This is a genomic window from Mesorhizobium sp. M1E.F.Ca.ET.063.01.1.1 (assembly GCF_003998155.1).
Classification (GTDB): domain Bacteria; phylum Pseudomonadota; class Alphaproteobacteria; order Rhizobiales; family Rhizobiaceae; genus Mesorhizobium.
In genome coordinates, this window is the sequence record NZ_RZSC01000001.1 from 47867 (window position 1) to 63237 (window position 15371).

Here is a 15371-nt window from a genome sequence, read left to right on the forward strand (position 1 = left end):
GCTTCTTGGTCAGGACTTCGCGTGCGAGATCCTGATCAAGGTCAGGATTCGGGCCGACTAGGTCGGATATATCGCGATTTGGACCAGCGAAGCCCCAGTGAGGATCGTGGCTGGCCGTTGATCGGAAACGAATCGGAGGCACCTTCAGGTAACGCACGATGAAGTTCACCATTTCCCTTTCTGATGCAGCTCGTCACACTATTACGCTTGCCACACTGGAAGCCTATGTTCTCGGAGATGGTCGTCCGCGCCGAACAAAGCTGGAAACGCTGGGGTATCTTTGGGGCTTCAGTCGCGAGGACTCGAAAGGAACGACCCATTTCCATGTCGATCTTATGAGTCTCAGCATTTCAGCCAAGCGATCACGGAACAGCGTGAAGCCCAACGATCAGGCTGTCCGCCTGAAGAGCGAACTGATGGATCGATGGGCACCACACTTGACGCTCATCGGTGATTTCCACAGTCATACCTATGAAAATCTTGCCGAGGTACGGGACATTCGTGGATTCGAGTTTTCGGATGCTGACGAAGCATCATTTCTAGACGACGACTTCCTGTGGGAGCGGGCTAACGACCAGCCAATCATGCTGGCAATGACAATCTGCAAGCTGGCGCGGGTCCATGAAAAGCATGCCGCTGAGACCATACGCTCGAACATTGCGCATTTCGACGTGGGTGAATTTCGGTTCTGGTTGAATGCTGCTGTTGGATTCCTAGACGCCTCCGGGTCCAGACGCTGCACTGGGAATCGTCCTTCAAACGTGAAACTCAGAATTGATTCTCGCTTCTACAATTACTCGAGAGACAGGCTCGTTGTTGCTACCCGTGCATTGATTTCCTCGCCTTCTCCCATGGGAGCTTAAGTTTCGTGCGGAAAAACGATTATCAAGAACTCGCCGACGTAAGTGCGGAAATTGGCACGTACAGGCAGGCCTTACGGTTGGAATGATAATGACACCTAGAGCTCATCTTATGACTTGCGAGTCGGTTTCCGATCTAACTACGCGAAATATCAATCGTCACAGCTATGTCCCTGTGGTTCATGACGGTGGTTTCGGGGGACTATTCTTTGCAGAACGCTTCTTCGACGCGACACCGCCGAGTGGAAAAATCTCTGAGCGTGTTTCCGCTCCAGAAGAGACGTTGGTTGGAGCCGACGCAAGCATTTCTAGACTTCATCCGAGACGCCGACCAAAGGCCGTGTCGGCTAGGGTCAGGACTTCGGTAACGGGGCCGTCCTCGTCAAGGCAAATTTGATGCAAGAAGGGATCGCCCATCCGGGTGTGCGGAGAGCGTGATTGCATTTTGGTTGTGCTATATCGCCTGCTTTCCTGCCGTATGAGGTTCTGCCCGGGTTCATGCTTCGGTCCGTGGTCGGCGCGGCGGCCGCCAACATGATGCTTGTCCAATATGGTTCCGATGCGCCCATCTCATTGGCGTGCTCGCCCGGCGGGGCGGCATCAGTCCAGACCGCGGCGTCATCGGGACCACGTCCCGGGTCGGGGACCTCGCAGGTCTGCGCTCAGGCAGACATCAACACGGAGATTAGCTCATGCATGGATCGGCTCTGGCGCTCCTTCCCAGCGGAAGTTTCTTCCGTCCAGCCACATCCGATGCAGGATCACACCGATCCGACGCGCCAAGGCCACCATGGCCCGCTTGGTGCCGCGCCGTTTCGCGACCCGCGAGGCCCATGTCCGCAACCACGACCCACGGCCCCGGTTCATCATGACGGTTGCGGCCTGGCATAAGGCGCGGCGTAAATGGGCGTCACCGGCTTTGGTGATACCGCCTGTCACGTCGCGCTCGCCGGACTGCTGCCGTGAAGGGGGGAGGCCGACCCACGGGCCGACTTTCTTCGACGACGAGAACCGAGCCGGATCATCCACGGCCGACTTGAAGGTCAATGCGACCACCGCGCCAACGGCCGGCATGGTCATCAGCAAGCGGCAGGTCGGGTCGTCCTGTGCTAGGCTGCGCACATGCCGCTCCAGTCGCGCCAGTTCATGGCGGAGGGTGGCACGGGCGCGAAGCATCGGCTCGGTTGCCGCCACCAGCGTAGTGTTGCTGGCAACCAGTTCCTGAATGCGAGCATCAAACCGTCCTTTGGAGATTGCGCCGACTTTCAAGCCGAAGTTCCGCAATAACCCGCGCAAGGACATTTCCAGAGCGATCACGCCCTGCTGGATGGATTTGCGCGCCCCGAGGAGTGCGCGGATCTCCTGGGCAGACACCGACTTGCAATGGACTGGCCGGAACCAGCCCAAATGTAGCAGCCGGGCAATACCTTCAGCATCGCGCCGGTCTGTCTTGATCGGCATGGCTTTCAGAGCACCCTTCACTTGCCGGGTATCCATCAGAACCACTTCCAGGCCGGCTTCGGTCAGCCCCCGGTGCAGCCATTGCGACAACGGCCCGGCTTCCATCCCGATCATCGCAATTTCGCCCTGTTGCTCCAGCGCGAATTGCGTCAGCGCCGCGGGATCGCTGCCGACCTCAGCCTCCTTCACGATCTTGCCGTGCTCGCTGACAATGCAGACCGCAGTCTTGGCGAGTGAGACATCCAACCCAATGAACAGTTTCATCCCGTAATCCTCCTGTCAGAATCAGATACGGGAGCGTCGGCGGCAACCGGTCAGCATGCAATCGGTAACGGGCAGCGCACGACGCAGGCCCCGTTACAGCATCTCATTGATCCAGAAGATGAACGCTGCAGCGAAGGCGATTGCTGACAAGAATGTGTGCGCGCATCGGTCGTATCGAGTGTGGATGCGTCGCCAGTCCTTGAGGCGGGCGAACATGTTCTCGATCCTGTGGCGCTGCCTGTAGAGCAGCGGATCATAGCTGTGCTGGACACGGTGCTTGGCATGAGGCGGGATGCAGGGTGTGATGCCCTTGCCGATGAGCGCCTCGCGGAAGCCAGTGGAACTGTAGGCCCGATCGGCCAGCAGATGGCGGGCAGGTGGCAGTTCGTCGAGCACGGCAGCGGCGGTTCTGTGATCGTTGGCCTGGCCTTCGCTCAGGTGCAGCAGCAACGGACGTCCCTGGTCGTCGCAAACCACCTGCAGCTTGGTGGTCAGACCGCCTCTGGTCCGTCCGATACATCGGGGTAGAGCCCCTTTTTGAGCAGGCTGGCTGCCGTGCGATGCGCCTTGAGATGGGTGGCATCGATCATCAGCTTGTCTGTGCCGCCGCCCCGGGCCGAGAGTTCGGCCAGAATGCGGTTGAACACACCCAGCCGGCTCCAGCGAATGAACCGGTTGTAGATCGTCTTGTGCGGACCATAGGCGGCCGGCACATCCCGCCAGCGCAGCCCGTTACGGATCACGAACAGAATCCCGCTCAGCACCCGTCGGTCATCGACCCGAGGTACCCCGTGCGAGCGTGGAAAGAATGGCTCGATCCGCCGCATCTGCGTCGGCGACAGCAGTAACAAATCACCCATGGTGGCCACCTCCAGCCACCTTGAATCATCATCGCTCCTTCAACTCAACAATTTAATGGGTCCTGACCCTAGTTGTTTCCTCACGCCAGATCGAAGGTCTCGTCAGCATTTCAGCATGCAGAAATTGCCAGTGCGAGCAGCGCTCTTTGCTCTCGTGACAGCATTCGAGATGTCCATGGCGGATGCGATAGGGAGACGCTTCGAAACGCCGGGCCGCTGGCTGGAGAAGCTTAGCGCCGAAAGAAGAAAGAAGATTTCTCAAGTGATCGCCGATGCGAAGAGTGATGATGGATTTGTGGACGAGATCCTATTCACTCAGTTCTGCGACAAATCTGATATTGTTCGAAAAGGAATAGAGCTCCCCCGGAGCGCGACATCGGCCGCCGACGTGTTCCGGCGAGCTGAGAAACTTAGAAATGCTGTTGCGCATGAAATGACTGTGCCTGGCTCCTTCCGCCGCGAAAAATATCGCAGTGTTGGTCAGAGATATGATGATTTTGAAAAGGGAGATTGATGGATAGAAGGCTTGCTCTGCGCAGTTGCCTTTTTGGTGCGTTGGGAGACGAAACGGAGACTGTGCAGGACCCTCCATTAAGCGCTCGAGGTTGCGCGCGTACTCATCTTCCAGTTCGACGCCGGCCTCTTGGAGAATGGCTACTTCTTCTCTGGTTAGAAGCCAGTCAGGCGACTCTACAGGGGGCACGTCGGCGGTGCCTTCGCCTAATAAATCCTCGTCCTCCGCAGCCTGCTGTGCGGCTGCCAATGCTGCCTGGATAGTCAGCGTCGCGTCGAAGACCGTGTCCCTCTCGGTGATTTCGAACTCGTGGCCACGCTCGGTTTGATACTTACGACCAAGAAAGCGATCCCGCAGTTCAGCGAACTGCCAATGCATGTCCTCTCGGCCAGCGTGATGTTTTTCGATGCCCTCGGGTTTGAAGTAGCAGACCATTTGCTCGACACCGCCTTGATGATGCCCCGGCGACGTGGCCAGGCGACTAGGAATGGGTGTTGATGTCCTGCTCAATCTGCCGTGCTGATTCCAGAATGTCATCGAAACTCGGCGGAGTGCCGAAGATCATGGCCGCCGTATTGGCATAGTCGCGCGTGAGCGCGTCCACCATCTTTGGAGCGGGCGCGATCGCGAAGCTGCCCGGGACTGCTGAGGCGAGGTCATAGTCGGGACGGTCGAAAAACATTCGTGCGTGCCGCACGCAGTCGGCGCCAAGATCGAGATCGCCGAGCGCGGCCTTTCCGGTCTCGGATCCGAGAAGACAGTGCATGTATGGACAGCCTCCGCGTGGCAAGGGCTTTCTGACATTGATGACAGGTTGGTCGGGTGCAGGCATGTATTCGGCCTTTGAGTGCGGCCTGTTCATGCCGCTGGCCTTGAAGTCCGCGGATCGGATCCCAGACAGGTCAACGCGCTTTTTGAGCGGCACCCACTGAGCGGGTTTTTCCGATCCCGGTTCGACCGTCGGTCATCACACCATCAGCACCTCACCAACCTCTGTGCATCCTCTGCGACTACGTCACTACGCCGGTGAATCCGCGAAGCGCTTGCCCGTAGTCATCAGCGCCCAGACGATCCGGGCCATCTTGTTTGCCAAGGCCACCGCAACGACGTTGTACGGCTTTTTCGCCAGAAGCTCGGCAGCCCAGCGAGTGGGTGCCGCTTTGCCCTTACGACAGAAGCGAAGCACGGCATGGGCTCCCACAACAAGAAGGCGACGGATGTAGGGATCGCCTTGCTTGCTGATCCGCCCGAGCCGATCCTTTCCTCCGGATGAGTTCTGTCGCGGCACCAGGCCAAGCCAAGCCGCGAGTTGCCGGCCGGATTTGAACAGGGAAGCATCTGTCACGGTCGCAACGATTGCGCTGGCGGTGATCGGACCGATGCCGGGGATCGTTTCGAGGCGACGGCTCAACTCGTGCGAACGATGCCAGATGTGAATCTGTCGGTCCAGCTCACCGACCTTCTCGTGCACCTCACGCAATTGCTGTAGGGCCGATCGGGCAAGCGGGGGAATGAGGTCGTGCCCCTCGTCCTCAACCAACGCGACGAGCATGCTCAGCCCTGTAGCACCCTATCGGCAGCCGTGTGGTGGCCATAGTCGGCGATCGGTTCGTTGCGATACCAGTAGATCGCCTTGTCGACGTCGCCGGTGAGCTCCGTCGCGGCCGAGATCACTTGTACCATCTCGCGCATCCGGCCCTGCAGGCGTTCCGATGAGGGATTGCGGAGCGTGTTGCGATGAACCCCGGTCAACTGTGCCAGATTGGCCACCTTCACGCCCAGCGCCTGCGACAGGCGCTTCGGCGAGATATAAGGCGTGCGCGGCTCCTGAAGGCTATCGACAAAGCCTGAGACCGCCTTGGAGTGTGCGAGCTGTGCGTAGGTTATGACAAATTACGACCTCTCATACGCACAATATATTAACATTCGAATGCATAGCAAGTGGACACGAATTATATGACTTGGTTTAACGGCACTCTGCAATTCGTCAGGCTAAGGGGCAGCATAAGGCCCGGGAGCGGACGGCAGGGGACGGGCGGATTGGTTCCGATAGCGGACCTTCTCTAGTGCGGGTGTCAAGGTGGAAGTAGCGCGTCGACAAGGCGTTCGATCGTTTCCGCTACGCCGTCGTCGACTAGTGTTTGCCGGATCGCCCGCCGCTTGGCGGTGAAGTGCGCGCTGTCGGGTAGTTCGATGCGGGCGGCGATTCCGGCAGCGTGCAGCGCCGCCGCGGCAAGGTCCACGTGCAGTGCCTCGGAAGCGTCGAATTCAGGGATAGGCAGCGTCCAGACGAGATTGTCGAAGTCACGCGGATCTCGCTGTCCGACTGGCTGAAGGTCCTTTACGCGATCAAGCACAATACTCGTGTTCAGGACGGCAGCAACGTACGCGGCTTCTTCGAGTGAGTTGGCGGCCGACCAATAGGCCTTGTGGTCGATAATCACATCGTCGTCCTCTAGCCAGCACGCGCTCAATCGCGTTCCAGCTTTGGTGTAGAGAACTCGAATCGGCGATCTCGCCGCCTGCGCCACCAGTTTTTGAAGGTGGTTTAGCGACCGCGTCAGCGTCATACGAGGCGCGCCGTCTACCCCCTTGTTGCTATGCTCGTTCCACTTCGTTTCGGCATCGCGCAACCACGCCGCAAGGCCACGATGGCCTCGTGCGTCAGCGCTTGCCGCCGTGAGGATTGCACCGCTCTCCATCGGAACCACGCCCGTCACGAGGTCGAGGACCCGATAAGGTGCGACGGACTCTCCCAGCGCAATTCGACGCACGAATATGCGTTCGACCGGGCCCTCGGGAGGCTCGACGCCGGTCCACGGCCGCTTGTCGAGACTACCAACACGGCCGCGCAGGCGCGGCGCATCGCGGCGGCTTTGCAGGCGTCCGGCTGCGGCATACTCCACGAGAACAAAGCGCCTTGGAAAGAGGCTTGCACCATTACGGAAGCGTGTCCGATATGGAGATGCAGCAAGTAGCGTTCTCGGCCTTGGCCAAGCCGCGCGCATATGCGCGAGCACCTCGGCCGCCTCGGCCTCGCTGGCATCACGCCGTGGAAGCACACCTACCCAGCGATCGAATTCCGCCGGCGGCGGCCCGGCACGGTCACGCTCACCGAACAGCACACAGGTGCTCGTCGTGCTGCTGCCGGATTGCGCACCGAAGATCGGCCACACCCGCTCCAGACCCCAACCGCCGATGATCGCTACCCGCACGCGCTCCATGCCCCCGTCGCGCATTCCGGCGAACACGGGAGCGTTGAGCGCGGCATAGGGCAGAACGAGCGCCAGCACGCCGCCGTCGCGCAGGTAGCGTTCCGCGCCGCGCGCCCAAAACAGCGCACACATGTCCTGTTGTGTGGCCAGACTGCCACCGACCCAGAGATTGTAGCTCCGCAGCGCCTCGCGCAGCCGGTCCTTCATGTCCGCGCTCAGGTGGCGATAAACGATCCAGGGCGGATTGCCGATCAGGACGTCAGCCCGGTGATCGGGATGCGACAGCCACACTGGGCGCAGCAAGTTGCGCAGAATGAAAGTCCAGATGTGGTTGCGGCCGTCAAGATAGAGTTCCTTGAGCTGCGCGAACGTTTGGCCGAGCATGGCCGCGTCCTCGGTGGTCGCGCCGGCGAGAGCGATGGCATGGCGAATGGCCTCCGGCTCGGCGAGCGTGTCGAGCCCGCGGTTGAGCTCGTCGAGCGCACGCTCGAACAGATGTTGGTCGCTCGCCAAGCCGGCGGGGATGCGCAGGGGCGGATCGTTGGGCGGCACGTCGACCAGCACTTCGGCCGATGCGCCCAGCGGTCGCAGGTTCCACTGCATCGAGTCGCCCATATAAACCGGCACGCTGAGCGTGGGCGGCCGATCCTGTACCAAATCGCCGAGTGCCAGCAGCCACGTGACGCGCGCGAGCGCGACCGCGACAGGGTGCACGTCGATCCCGAACACGCGATCGGCACAAGTCTCGACGATCTCGGCTGGTGGCACCCCAGCCTGCCGACCGGCTTCGATCAGGCGGCGAAGCGCATGGAACAGAAAGGTCCCAGAGCCACAGGACGGATCGAGCACCCGCTGTTCCAGCGGGCGAGGAATAGCCGCCGTGACCACCCGCGCGGCCAACCAGTCGGGGGTGTAGTATTCACCGAGGTCGTGGCGCTCGTCGGGGTCGATCAGGCTCTCGTAGAGACTCTTGAGCACGTCGACCTTGACATCGCGCAGGCGAAAACGAATCGTTTCGGCGGCAAGCGAACGCACCAGGTCATCGCCGCCCGTTGCGAGTAGGGGCCAGTCGAAGAAGTCAGCCTCGACGGCGCCGACAATACCCTCATTCGCCAGCAACCGGCCCGACAGCATCTCCGCCGGATCGCCAATTTCCAGATCGAGGACGCGCGCCGCGATCGCCTTCACGAGGATAGTCAGGTAGGTGTGTTGGAGGAACAGCGCATCACTGCCCACGTCATCGCCGTATACCTGGCGCAGCAACCCATCCCACAGGTTCCGCTTCAACCGCACTTCGGGATGGTCGCCGACCTCGGACCACAGGCGCTGCAGTTGCGCGTGCGCGCGGCCGAAGGCAAGGCTGTATCGACCGAACGCGAGCGCGACAGCGATCGGTGTCGGCATCACCTCGGGAACGGGCGAGAGCAGCGGCTCGAGCCAGGTCAGCAACCGTTCGGGGTGGTCGACGTCGACGTCATAGCGGCCGATGCTCGTGAGCCTGCCGAGATCCAGCGTGTAAGCGAGCAGCGTCGCGCCGTCGGTGGCAAGACCGACGGTGGTACGGCCAGGTGCGCTGCCGCGGCTTGCATCGGCCAGATAGTCGGGCATACGGGCGACGACATCACGCTCTTCGCGCCGTAGATCGCTCTTCAGCTCGATCACGGTGGCGCCCCACGCCACGTCGATCCGCCCACTGTTGTCGACAAGGTAGCGCTCGTGCTCTAACTCGCTGAACGCGGCGCCGAAGCCTTCTCGCAGCAGTTCCGTGATCAGGCCCCGCAACGCCTCGTGTCGTGGCCGGGAAGCCATCGATCGGACGATGTCGGGCAGACGATCTCCGCGCCAACTGTTTGCCACTTTCCCCTCCCGCTTGAGGCTGTACCGTTGCCGCCGCATGCGCGAGAGCATAAGTTGCCACCATGAGATTCGCTCAAGCAGACTTGTTCGCGCAAGACGACGCCGAACGCAACACGCTATCGCAATCAGAGCGGGTAGCGATCCGATCGCGTCTGGAAACGACACTGGCCAAGCTCGAAGCCACGGCAATCTTCCCTTGGCGCGATCCGCTGGACGCCGTGCACGAGGAGAACCGCTTCCAACGCGACAGCGAAATGCTCGGTGAGGAGGGCGTTCTTCTGTGGCACCGGTTCGACACAGAGATGGACCGGCTCCACGCGACGCGGTTCTCTTCCGACCTCCGCTCCGCTGGATCGACGAATTGACCAGTAGTTTGTCAAGTGCTTGGAAGTCGACCAGAGCCAAAATGAGGCGCAAAGTTACTACGCAAGCTTTGCCTGAAATGGGCCGCTGGGCTCAAATGTCTTTAGTCCGCCCCCCAATTTAGCCAGCCAATCCCTATTAATTGCGAGCCCCAGCTCAGCCTCGCTGTGAGGGCACGTCGCTGATGACAGGCGTACGGGAGTCTCCGGTGCGACCGGAGATGAACGTAACTAACGGGTAATCGAGCTGCCGGTCGATACGTACCGCCGGACCGTCCTGCAAGGTCCGACCAATCCCATCAGCTGTCATGAGCTCATGAGGTTCAGATAGCCGGCGGAAGGTTTCGTCCCCGTACCTTTCGCGAGGCCTGGCAGGGGCGCTACGAACATATCGCTCTCTCAGGAAGGCAGAGACCGTATCAGGTGTCGGAACCGTCTCGCTCCGAACCGTGCTCCGAGGACAAAGTAGTGCCTCGAGGCAAAAGAAATGAGGCCGCAGATGGACAGACGCTTGTTAAGCGCTCCCGTTTTCGGCGTCCCACTGGCACCAGCGAGCTTCGCCTCCAGTTCGGCGGCGATGTCGCTCGCAAAGGCTAGGTTCGCCCCGCTGACAGAGGGGACCAGCCCCCTGAAGTTAGGGTCCATCGTCACACTCGCATGATTGTAGAAGAGGTAAAGTGGGACCCACGGCGGGGGCGTGTCCCGCAGGGTGCGGAATTGATAGTCATGCTTGGGCGAGGGCCTATGCAGCAGCTCGCTGTAGGAGCGGTTCTTGTTTTGGACCACGGCGGCGTTTAGGCGCTTGGCTTGGATCCGCACCCAAAGGTCGCGACCCTCAGACACGTTCCAGAACCGCAGATCAAGATCACCCCCGGTGTCCTTTTCGATCGGGTAGGAGATGACGAGCTCTGGACCGGCGAACGCGGCCAGCGCGCCCGTGAGGATGTCGGTCATGGTTTCTTCCCGGAACCTACCGCGCTTGAGGTTGGTCTCGCGGTCGAGCAGTCCCCCGATCACAAGAGGTAGCCGTGTTGCCAGGTCGCAAAGTGTTGCCAACGTTGTAATCCTACGATGACTATTGCCGCTCCGCGAATTCCATAATCACCTACACTCAGCGCAGGGAGTTAGCGTGTGGTTTCAAGCGAGCGGTAATGAACGGGGTCGTGGTTCCGCACGGCATCTAGGATCAGCGTGACGATCGCCTGCGCCTCGCTCATGTCTGGCAAGCGCGAATGACGGCCTATCCGAGCTACAGGCTTCGGCATGGCGCGCTCATGCGCAGCGGCGAGAAGTGCCTCACCTTGCACCTTCCATTTCACTTGCCAGCGACGGACCGCCGCCTTTGGACTCGCCGCATCCCAGTCCGTGCGCTGCCGAACGATGCGCGTCGTGGCTGTGGTATACTTCAGGCCAGGCGTCTTCACCATGAGATCTGCAACCATGGTCAGGAAGACTGTATCGTTCTTGCCTGTGCCGCGAGGGCGGCCGCGGGAACGCTCGTCAGTCATCGGGGCGTCCTTTCCGAAGATGACCATGATGCCTTAGGATAAGTAATTCGACAGCCTGATCCTACTGAGAAGAATTGGCATTTCGACCTTTTTAGCGTCGGAAATTCACGTCACGAAGTCCATCAACGAGGATAATTCGATTTGGATGGATTTTTCCTCGCTCCGTGACTATCGCAGGGGATCTGCCCTGCGGCCGGGGGTTCCATCAATACGGTCGGGCTCAAGATCGCGCGGCAGAAACGGCTGTGGGGATACGGTCAGGAGTGAGCGAGATGAAACTACCCCTGTAATGACGTATGGAAGGGCCGACACCCTCGAAGAGCGGCTTGGGCTGACGCCCATGGTCAGCCAGCGTATCGCGGCGATCATCATCTTCGCCGCCGCCATCGAACATCACCTGGAGCGGGCACTGTGGAAGCTCGAGGGCGCCAATCCAACGGGCATTCGACCCGAGACCGACGCGAAGATGATCTCTGATTTGATCGGATGCTTGAAACATTCGCCTCAACCCTGCCAGCAGGAGAGGAGCGCACCCCTGCTTGAGACATGGTGCAATGCAGCCCGTCTCGCGTTTGCGATCAGGAATGACATCGCTCATGGCGTGCCCACCAATTTGGGAGACACGCTGACATTCATGAACAATCCTCGCTGGCATGGCGAGAAGCGAAAGAGACCAGTCAGCGACTATTGGGCCGGACGATCACTCTCTTGATCTCGTTCGTCACGTCTTCGCCGTTCTTCTGCGCGTCATTGTTGGCGTTTCGGCAGAGAAAGTGACGTTGGCCGGCCTTACTAAACCGTCTTTGCTACGTGCCTTGCGCGACTCGAATTCGATTCTGAGCGAAATGGCCTGTAAAGACTACAATCCGACCTTCGAGAAATACTAAATCGGCAGCGGGGCTTCATACCGCTTGCAGGTTAAGCCCCGCGTTCAGATCGGCGATATATCGCGCACACAGCTCTTTGATGGTGATTGCTTTGTAGTCGAGTTCACGCTCGTCGGCAGGATTGTCGCCTTGAGCGACACGGCCGAACTGGACATTCGCTTCCGGTCGTGCCGTCTCGGGCGTCCAATCCCGTGGAGGCCGATGGTGTAGCGAGGCGAGCGGCCGGCTGCCCTGTATTGATGACATAGCTGCGTTTGCCGGATGCGAACACACGAAGGCCGAAACCGAGCAGCTCCTCATCCCAGATGACGTAGTCCTTTTCGCGGACCTGGGCGGCGTCGACAACCCTTTTGGTGATCTTAGTCATGACGTTCTCTCCAACCAGCACCGATCTCTCGCGTAAGCAACCACGTAAGCACGAGGGCGGAAGTCGGAGCGCAGTTTCGGATTCGAGCGTCGCTCGGCATTTCAAGTTGCCTAAAAGTTTCTAAGAGATAGGGTGCGCCAAAGAAATCAGGGGTCCATTCTGGACACATAGGTTACGGTTTATACCGGAGACATGGTGAAGTGCACCCATCTCTCGGGAAGGGCACAGTCGCTTAGATGGGTTTTCGAGCAAAGCTGCCACTTGGTCCCACACCAAGTTCCCGCACAGCGCCAAAATGCTGCTAGAAGCTGGTGACTTCCATGAAAGGGACTTTCAGGGCGGCACAGAGGCTTCTCATCGACGAGGAGTGGAGTCCGTTGTCGCCGGATACCAAATGGCATGGCGGCTTAGCGCCATTTTGCGCACAATGGACGAGAGCTATGAAGGGGACCTTTTCGTTTGCGGCCGCGTTTAACCGATGCCCTGAGGTCATAAAGATTTCGTTGAGTGCGCAAGCGGCCACGTATACGTCGGAATCGAGTTCGACAATTTCGATGTCCGACTCCGATATCTCATCGGCCAAGCTCTTGTCGAAGATACGAACCTGGTCGAAAACCTCTTTGGGTACCGCAATGCGTTCGACTTTCGCTCGTTGGAACAGAGCGGCTTTCAGGTTTCCGCCAGCTTCGCTAAAATAGAGGCATGCCTCTAGATCAAGCACAAAGTTGATGCCGCTATAGGCCATGCTGTTATGGCCCCAGCCGGTTAACACCGATGGCGGCGATCTGCTTTATCGTACTTGGCTTCAGATTGGTGAGCCGGTACGCATCGAACTGAGAGATTGCCTTCCTGTCGACCGCGGCGGTGAGCATGTTAGGCAGAAGATATCCGAACCTGGCAATCTGCGAGCTAATTCCACCGCCCCCGCTGTTTTCCTCACCTTCGTCTTCTTCTTCGATCATGGGGACTTCAGACGGCAGGGTCGCAGACCACGCAGCGTAAAAGCCTTTGCTCAAGCCCAAATCAGAGACGCGTAAGGCGCTCGCCTGCTTACTGGCGCCAAATCGTCTGGAAAGGAGATCAACGACGGCCCTAGCACCCCTTCCCGCGACGCTTTTATAGGCTTGGGAAAATTCCTCCGCAGGCATCATGACCGAGGCAGTCACCGAGTTGCAGAATCTTTCAACCTGGTTGTTGAGAATGGCGGGGTCTGAAACTCCCGTTTTGCCAAGGAGCACATGCACCACTTCATGCATCAGTGTGAACAGCTTGGTAGCGGGCCGCTGCCCGGTTGTATTCACGAAGATGATGGGAAAGTCACCGGTAGGAGAGTAACAAAACCCACGGAACGGGTCCGCTACCCTATCGCAGAGCACGATGATGCCTTTCCGCTCTAGCGATACACGCGTCTCCCTGAACGTTAGGGTAGGATCCACCGATCCATCGACGCGCTGGACGGGGACATAGAGCGATTTCAATAGCTTTCGCGCGGTCGACTGCTGATGGATGGTCACGCTATTTGTATTGGCGAACCTGGCGCAGTCTTCGAACGCTCGGTCCGCCAGGTAGGCGGCGATAGAACGAGCACGCGCGATTCGCGTTAGTCCTGCCGATGTAAGAACCGCTGGCCTATTATTGGCGGCACGAAAATCAGGCATATTGGCGTCGATTTCTACGTCTTTGGCGAACAGGAACTGGACCGGTACAGCTAGAGCGGAGGCAAGTGAAAACGCCACTCGCTTGCTGACGTCGGTTGGGGTTGTTTCCATTTCAGTCAAGAAATCTGGTCGGATATTCGCCTCAATCGCGACCGCTTCAATTGACAATCGTCGCGCGCGGCGGATGCTTTCCACTGCCGAAGGTCGGGGGGTAAGTTTCAATGGCATCTCAGTCGCTCGCAACAGAGTGTTTTCGTCTGAATGAGTTTTCCGGACTGCTTCAACTAGCGTTCGGATTGAATTTGGCGCTGTCGATTTTTAGAGAGCTGGCAATCGTTCCTCGAGGACCGCTTGCACGCCAGATCGCGGCAATCGAAACGTTAATCGGAACAAGAAAGGTGAGAAACCCCTCATCAGCCGGCAGCCTTCGGGCACGTTTGGAATCGGCAAAGCGAGAGATCGTCATCAATGACGATAGTTTGGCCACTTGGGTAACATGCTGCGCGGCCGTCACATCCTTGTTCGGGCTAGCGGCCCTGTATTGGTCGTTCTACGCTGCCGTGGACCAGTCTTGCATGGGCGAGCAGCTCGCTCTCTTTACGACCATTGTGCATTTCGTTCCCCTCCCATTGGCTATTCTAATCCTCTACGCCAGAGCCCATTTTGTCTATAAAGACGTTTGGCAAAAGTGCAATTTGCTTAAGCAAGATGCACTCGCATAACAATTGGCTGCTCTAACACAGCGTCTCGCAAGGCGATCGGCCAAGGAAGCTTGCGAACCGCCCGACATCGCGGACGTAGTTGCGCTGCGCCTCCTGGCTGAACCGGCGCATGGTCATGTCGTCAATCAACCATTGGCGCGGCGGGCTGATCGGTGCATCGAGAACAGGGTGGGGGTGGTCAGGCTTCTTGTTGACGAAGCCTGTGATGCTCTGCCCCGCCGAACGACGCTCAATGCGGGCGCGGCAACCGGATCGTGACCTCTACCTTACCACGCGCGTCCATCCCGCGCAGCGGGTTGTTCTCCGACCTATTGCGGTGATTGTCGCTGTTCGGCCACAGCTCCGGTTCTTCCACTTAGGTGATGATCACGTTTCGCAGGAGCTAGTGTCGTTACGACGCGCTTGAAGTTCCTTCACTAACGTTCCTCGCAATAACGCTAAGCGCCTGATCATATCCACGATCTTGATATAATCTTCGAGGACGTCGCCGGATCGAGACTGTCGGTTGCCCCAGCACCACTAAGGCCGCCCCTGGTGATACCGCCGCGGACAGGCCCCTGCGCGCGCGCAGCGCTGGCGAGGATCGAATTGGCGAACGTCGCTGAAACGCCGAGCGCCGTCGCACGGCCGAGAAATTCACGTCGGCTCAGGCGGCCCGCAGCGACGTAACGGCTAAGATATTCGAGTTCTTGCGACATGAAATGTTCCTCCTCCCATTCATTGTTTCGTGCTAATGTCAGCGCTTTATCAAGCTCAGCGGAAGCGAGCGGCCAAAGAATCTCTATTTAAATGGTAGTGGTCAAATACCGATTGTCGTCCCACATCATCTCGTTTCA

12 protein-coding genes and 5 pseudogenes are annotated in these 15371 nt (G+C 59.1%); 3 read left to right on the forward strand and 14 right to left on the reverse strand.

Annotated features, from left to right (window positions below):
• Positions 1-158 precede the first annotated feature (158 nt).
• A complete protein-coding gene (locus EOA29_RS00225; protein ID WP_091597890.1) occupies positions 159-863 on the forward strand; it encodes a hypothetical protein in 705 nt (234 codons plus the stop codon).
• A gap of 687 nt (positions 864-1550) precedes the next feature.
• Here the strand turns inward: EOA29_RS00225 and EOA29_RS00230 are convergent.
• From EOA29_RS00230 to EOA29_RS00260, 7 genes and pseudogenes are all read right to left on the reverse strand, one after another.
• Entirely contained in the window at positions 1551-2585 is a 1035-nt protein-coding gene (locus EOA29_RS00230; RefSeq protein ID WP_029354722.1) for an IS110 family transposase, read from the reverse strand.
• A 93-nt stretch (positions 2586-2678) separates the two neighbouring features.
• Positions 2679-3445, reverse strand: a protein-coding gene (locus EOA29_RS00235) for an IS5 family transposase (RefSeq protein ID WP_236370666.1) whose coding sequence is annotated in 2 segments (ribosomal slippage) — positions 2679-3112 and positions 3112-3445 — 768 coding nt in all. Because the reading frame shifts where the segments join, the coding sequence is not laid out codon by codon here.
• A gap of 307 nt (positions 3446-3752) precedes the next feature.
• On the reverse strand, positions 3753-4394 hold the full coding sequence (locus EOA29_RS00240; protein WP_091597887.1) for a hypothetical protein: 642 nt from the start codon (positions 4392-4394) through the stop codon (positions 3753-3755).
• Between the two features lie 46 nt (positions 4395-4440).
• Entirely contained in the window at positions 4441-4884 is a 444-nt protein-coding gene (locus tag EOA29_RS42620) for a hypothetical protein (protein WP_029354732.1), read from the reverse strand.
• Positions 4885-4977: 93 nt separating this feature from the next.
• Positions 4978-5475: pseudogene (locus EOA29_RS00250) on the reverse strand (IS110 family transposase); the annotation flags it as partial.
• Positions 5476-5531: 56 nt separating this feature from the next.
• Positions 5532-5846: pseudogene (locus EOA29_RS00255) on the reverse strand (hypothetical protein); the annotation flags it as partial.
• A gap of 188 nt (positions 5847-6034) precedes the next feature.
• Positions 6035-9082: an N-6 DNA methylase gene (locus EOA29_RS00260; RefSeq protein ID WP_084831476.1), complete on the reverse strand. Its 3048-nt coding sequence runs from the start codon at positions 9080-9082 to the stop codon at positions 6035-6037.
• 32 nt (positions 9083-9114) lie between these two features.
• Between EOA29_RS00260 and EOA29_RS00265 the strand changes: the two genes are divergently transcribed.
• Entirely contained in the window at positions 9115-9396 is a 282-nt protein-coding gene (locus tag EOA29_RS00265; RefSeq protein ID WP_029354740.1) for a hypothetical protein, read from the forward strand.
• Positions 9397-9550: 154 nt separating this feature from the next.
• On the opposite strand, the pseudogene EOA29_RS43955 reads toward EOA29_RS00265, so the two are convergent.
• Both EOA29_RS43955 and EOA29_RS00275 read right to left on the reverse strand, forming a co-directional pair.
• Positions 9551-10410, reverse strand: a pseudogene (locus EOA29_RS43955) (DUF6615 family protein).
• Positions 10411-10517: 107 nt separating this feature from the next.
• On the reverse strand, positions 10518-10901 hold the full coding sequence (locus tag EOA29_RS00275) for a hypothetical protein (protein WP_127220021.1): 384 nt from the start codon (positions 10899-10901) through the stop codon (positions 10518-10520).
• Between the two features lie 340 nt (positions 10902-11241).
• Between EOA29_RS00275 and EOA29_RS00280 the strand changes: the two genes are divergently transcribed.
• Positions 11242-11613: a hypothetical protein gene (locus EOA29_RS00280; RefSeq protein ID WP_127220022.1), complete on the forward strand. Its 372-nt coding sequence runs from the start codon at positions 11242-11244 to the stop codon at positions 11611-11613.
• 202 nt (positions 11614-11815) lie between these two features.
• Here EOA29_RS00280 and EOA29_RS42625 read toward each other — a convergent pair.
• The 5 genes and pseudogenes from EOA29_RS42625 to EOA29_RS00305 form a co-directional block, all read right to left on the reverse strand.
• Positions 11816-12155: pseudogene (locus tag EOA29_RS42625) on the reverse strand (Arm DNA-binding domain-containing protein); the annotation flags it as partial.
• Positions 12156-12456: 301 nt separating this feature from the next.
• A complete protein-coding gene (locus EOA29_RS00290) occupies positions 12457-12900 on the reverse strand; it encodes a hypothetical protein (RefSeq protein ID WP_029354749.1) in 444 nt (147 codons plus the stop codon).
• Positions 12901-12904: 4 nt separating this feature from the next.
• Positions 12905-14041 carry an ImmA/IrrE family metallo-endopeptidase gene (locus EOA29_RS00295; protein WP_084831477.1) on the reverse strand — a complete coding sequence of 379 codons (1137 nt, stop codon included), beginning with the start codon at positions 14039-14041 and terminating at the stop codon, positions 12905-12907.
• Positions 14042-14093: 52 nt separating this feature from the next.
• A complete protein-coding gene (locus tag EOA29_RS00300) occupies positions 14094-14327 on the reverse strand; it encodes a hypothetical protein (RefSeq protein WP_127220023.1) in 234 nt (77 codons plus the stop codon).
• Between the two features lie 693 nt (positions 14328-15020).
• Positions 15021-15233 (reverse strand): annotated as a pseudogene (locus EOA29_RS00305) (twin-arginine translocation signal domain-containing protein); the annotation flags it as partial.
• Positions 15234-15371 lie beyond the last annotated feature (138 nt).

What these genes read in the sequence shown, in the direction of transcription:
- EOA29_RS00225 (WP_091597890.1), top strand. Translation starts at nt 159, where the DNA reads ATGAAGTTCACCATTTCCCTTTCTGATGCAGCTCGTCACACTATTACG.
- EOA29_RS00230 (WP_029354722.1), bottom strand. Translation starts at nt 2,585, where the DNA reads ATGAAACTGTTCATTGGGTTGGATGTCTCACTCGCCAAGACTGCGGTC.
- EOA29_RS00240 (WP_091597887.1), bottom strand. Translation starts at nt 4,394, where the DNA reads ATGGTCTGCTACTTCAAACCCGAGGGCATCGAAAAACATCACGCTGGC.
- EOA29_RS00260 (WP_084831476.1), bottom strand. Translation starts at nt 9,082, where the DNA reads ATGCTCTCGCGCATGCGGCGGCAACGGTACAGCCTCAAGCGGGAGGGG.
- EOA29_RS00275 (WP_127220021.1), bottom strand. Translation starts at nt 10,901, where the DNA reads ATGACTGACGAGCGTTCCCGCGGCCGCCCTCGCGGCACAGGCAAGAAC.
- EOA29_RS00280 (WP_127220022.1), top strand. Translation starts at nt 11,242, where the DNA reads ATGGTCAGCCAGCGTATCGCGGCGATCATCATCTTCGCCGCCGCCATC.
- EOA29_RS00290 (WP_029354749.1), bottom strand. Translation starts at nt 12,900, where the DNA reads ATGGCCTATAGCGGCATCAACTTTGTGCTTGATCTAGAGGCATGCCTC.
- EOA29_RS00295 (WP_084831477.1), bottom strand. Translation starts at nt 14,041, where the DNA reads ATGCCATTGAAACTTACCCCCCGACCTTCGGCAGTGGAAAGCATCCGC.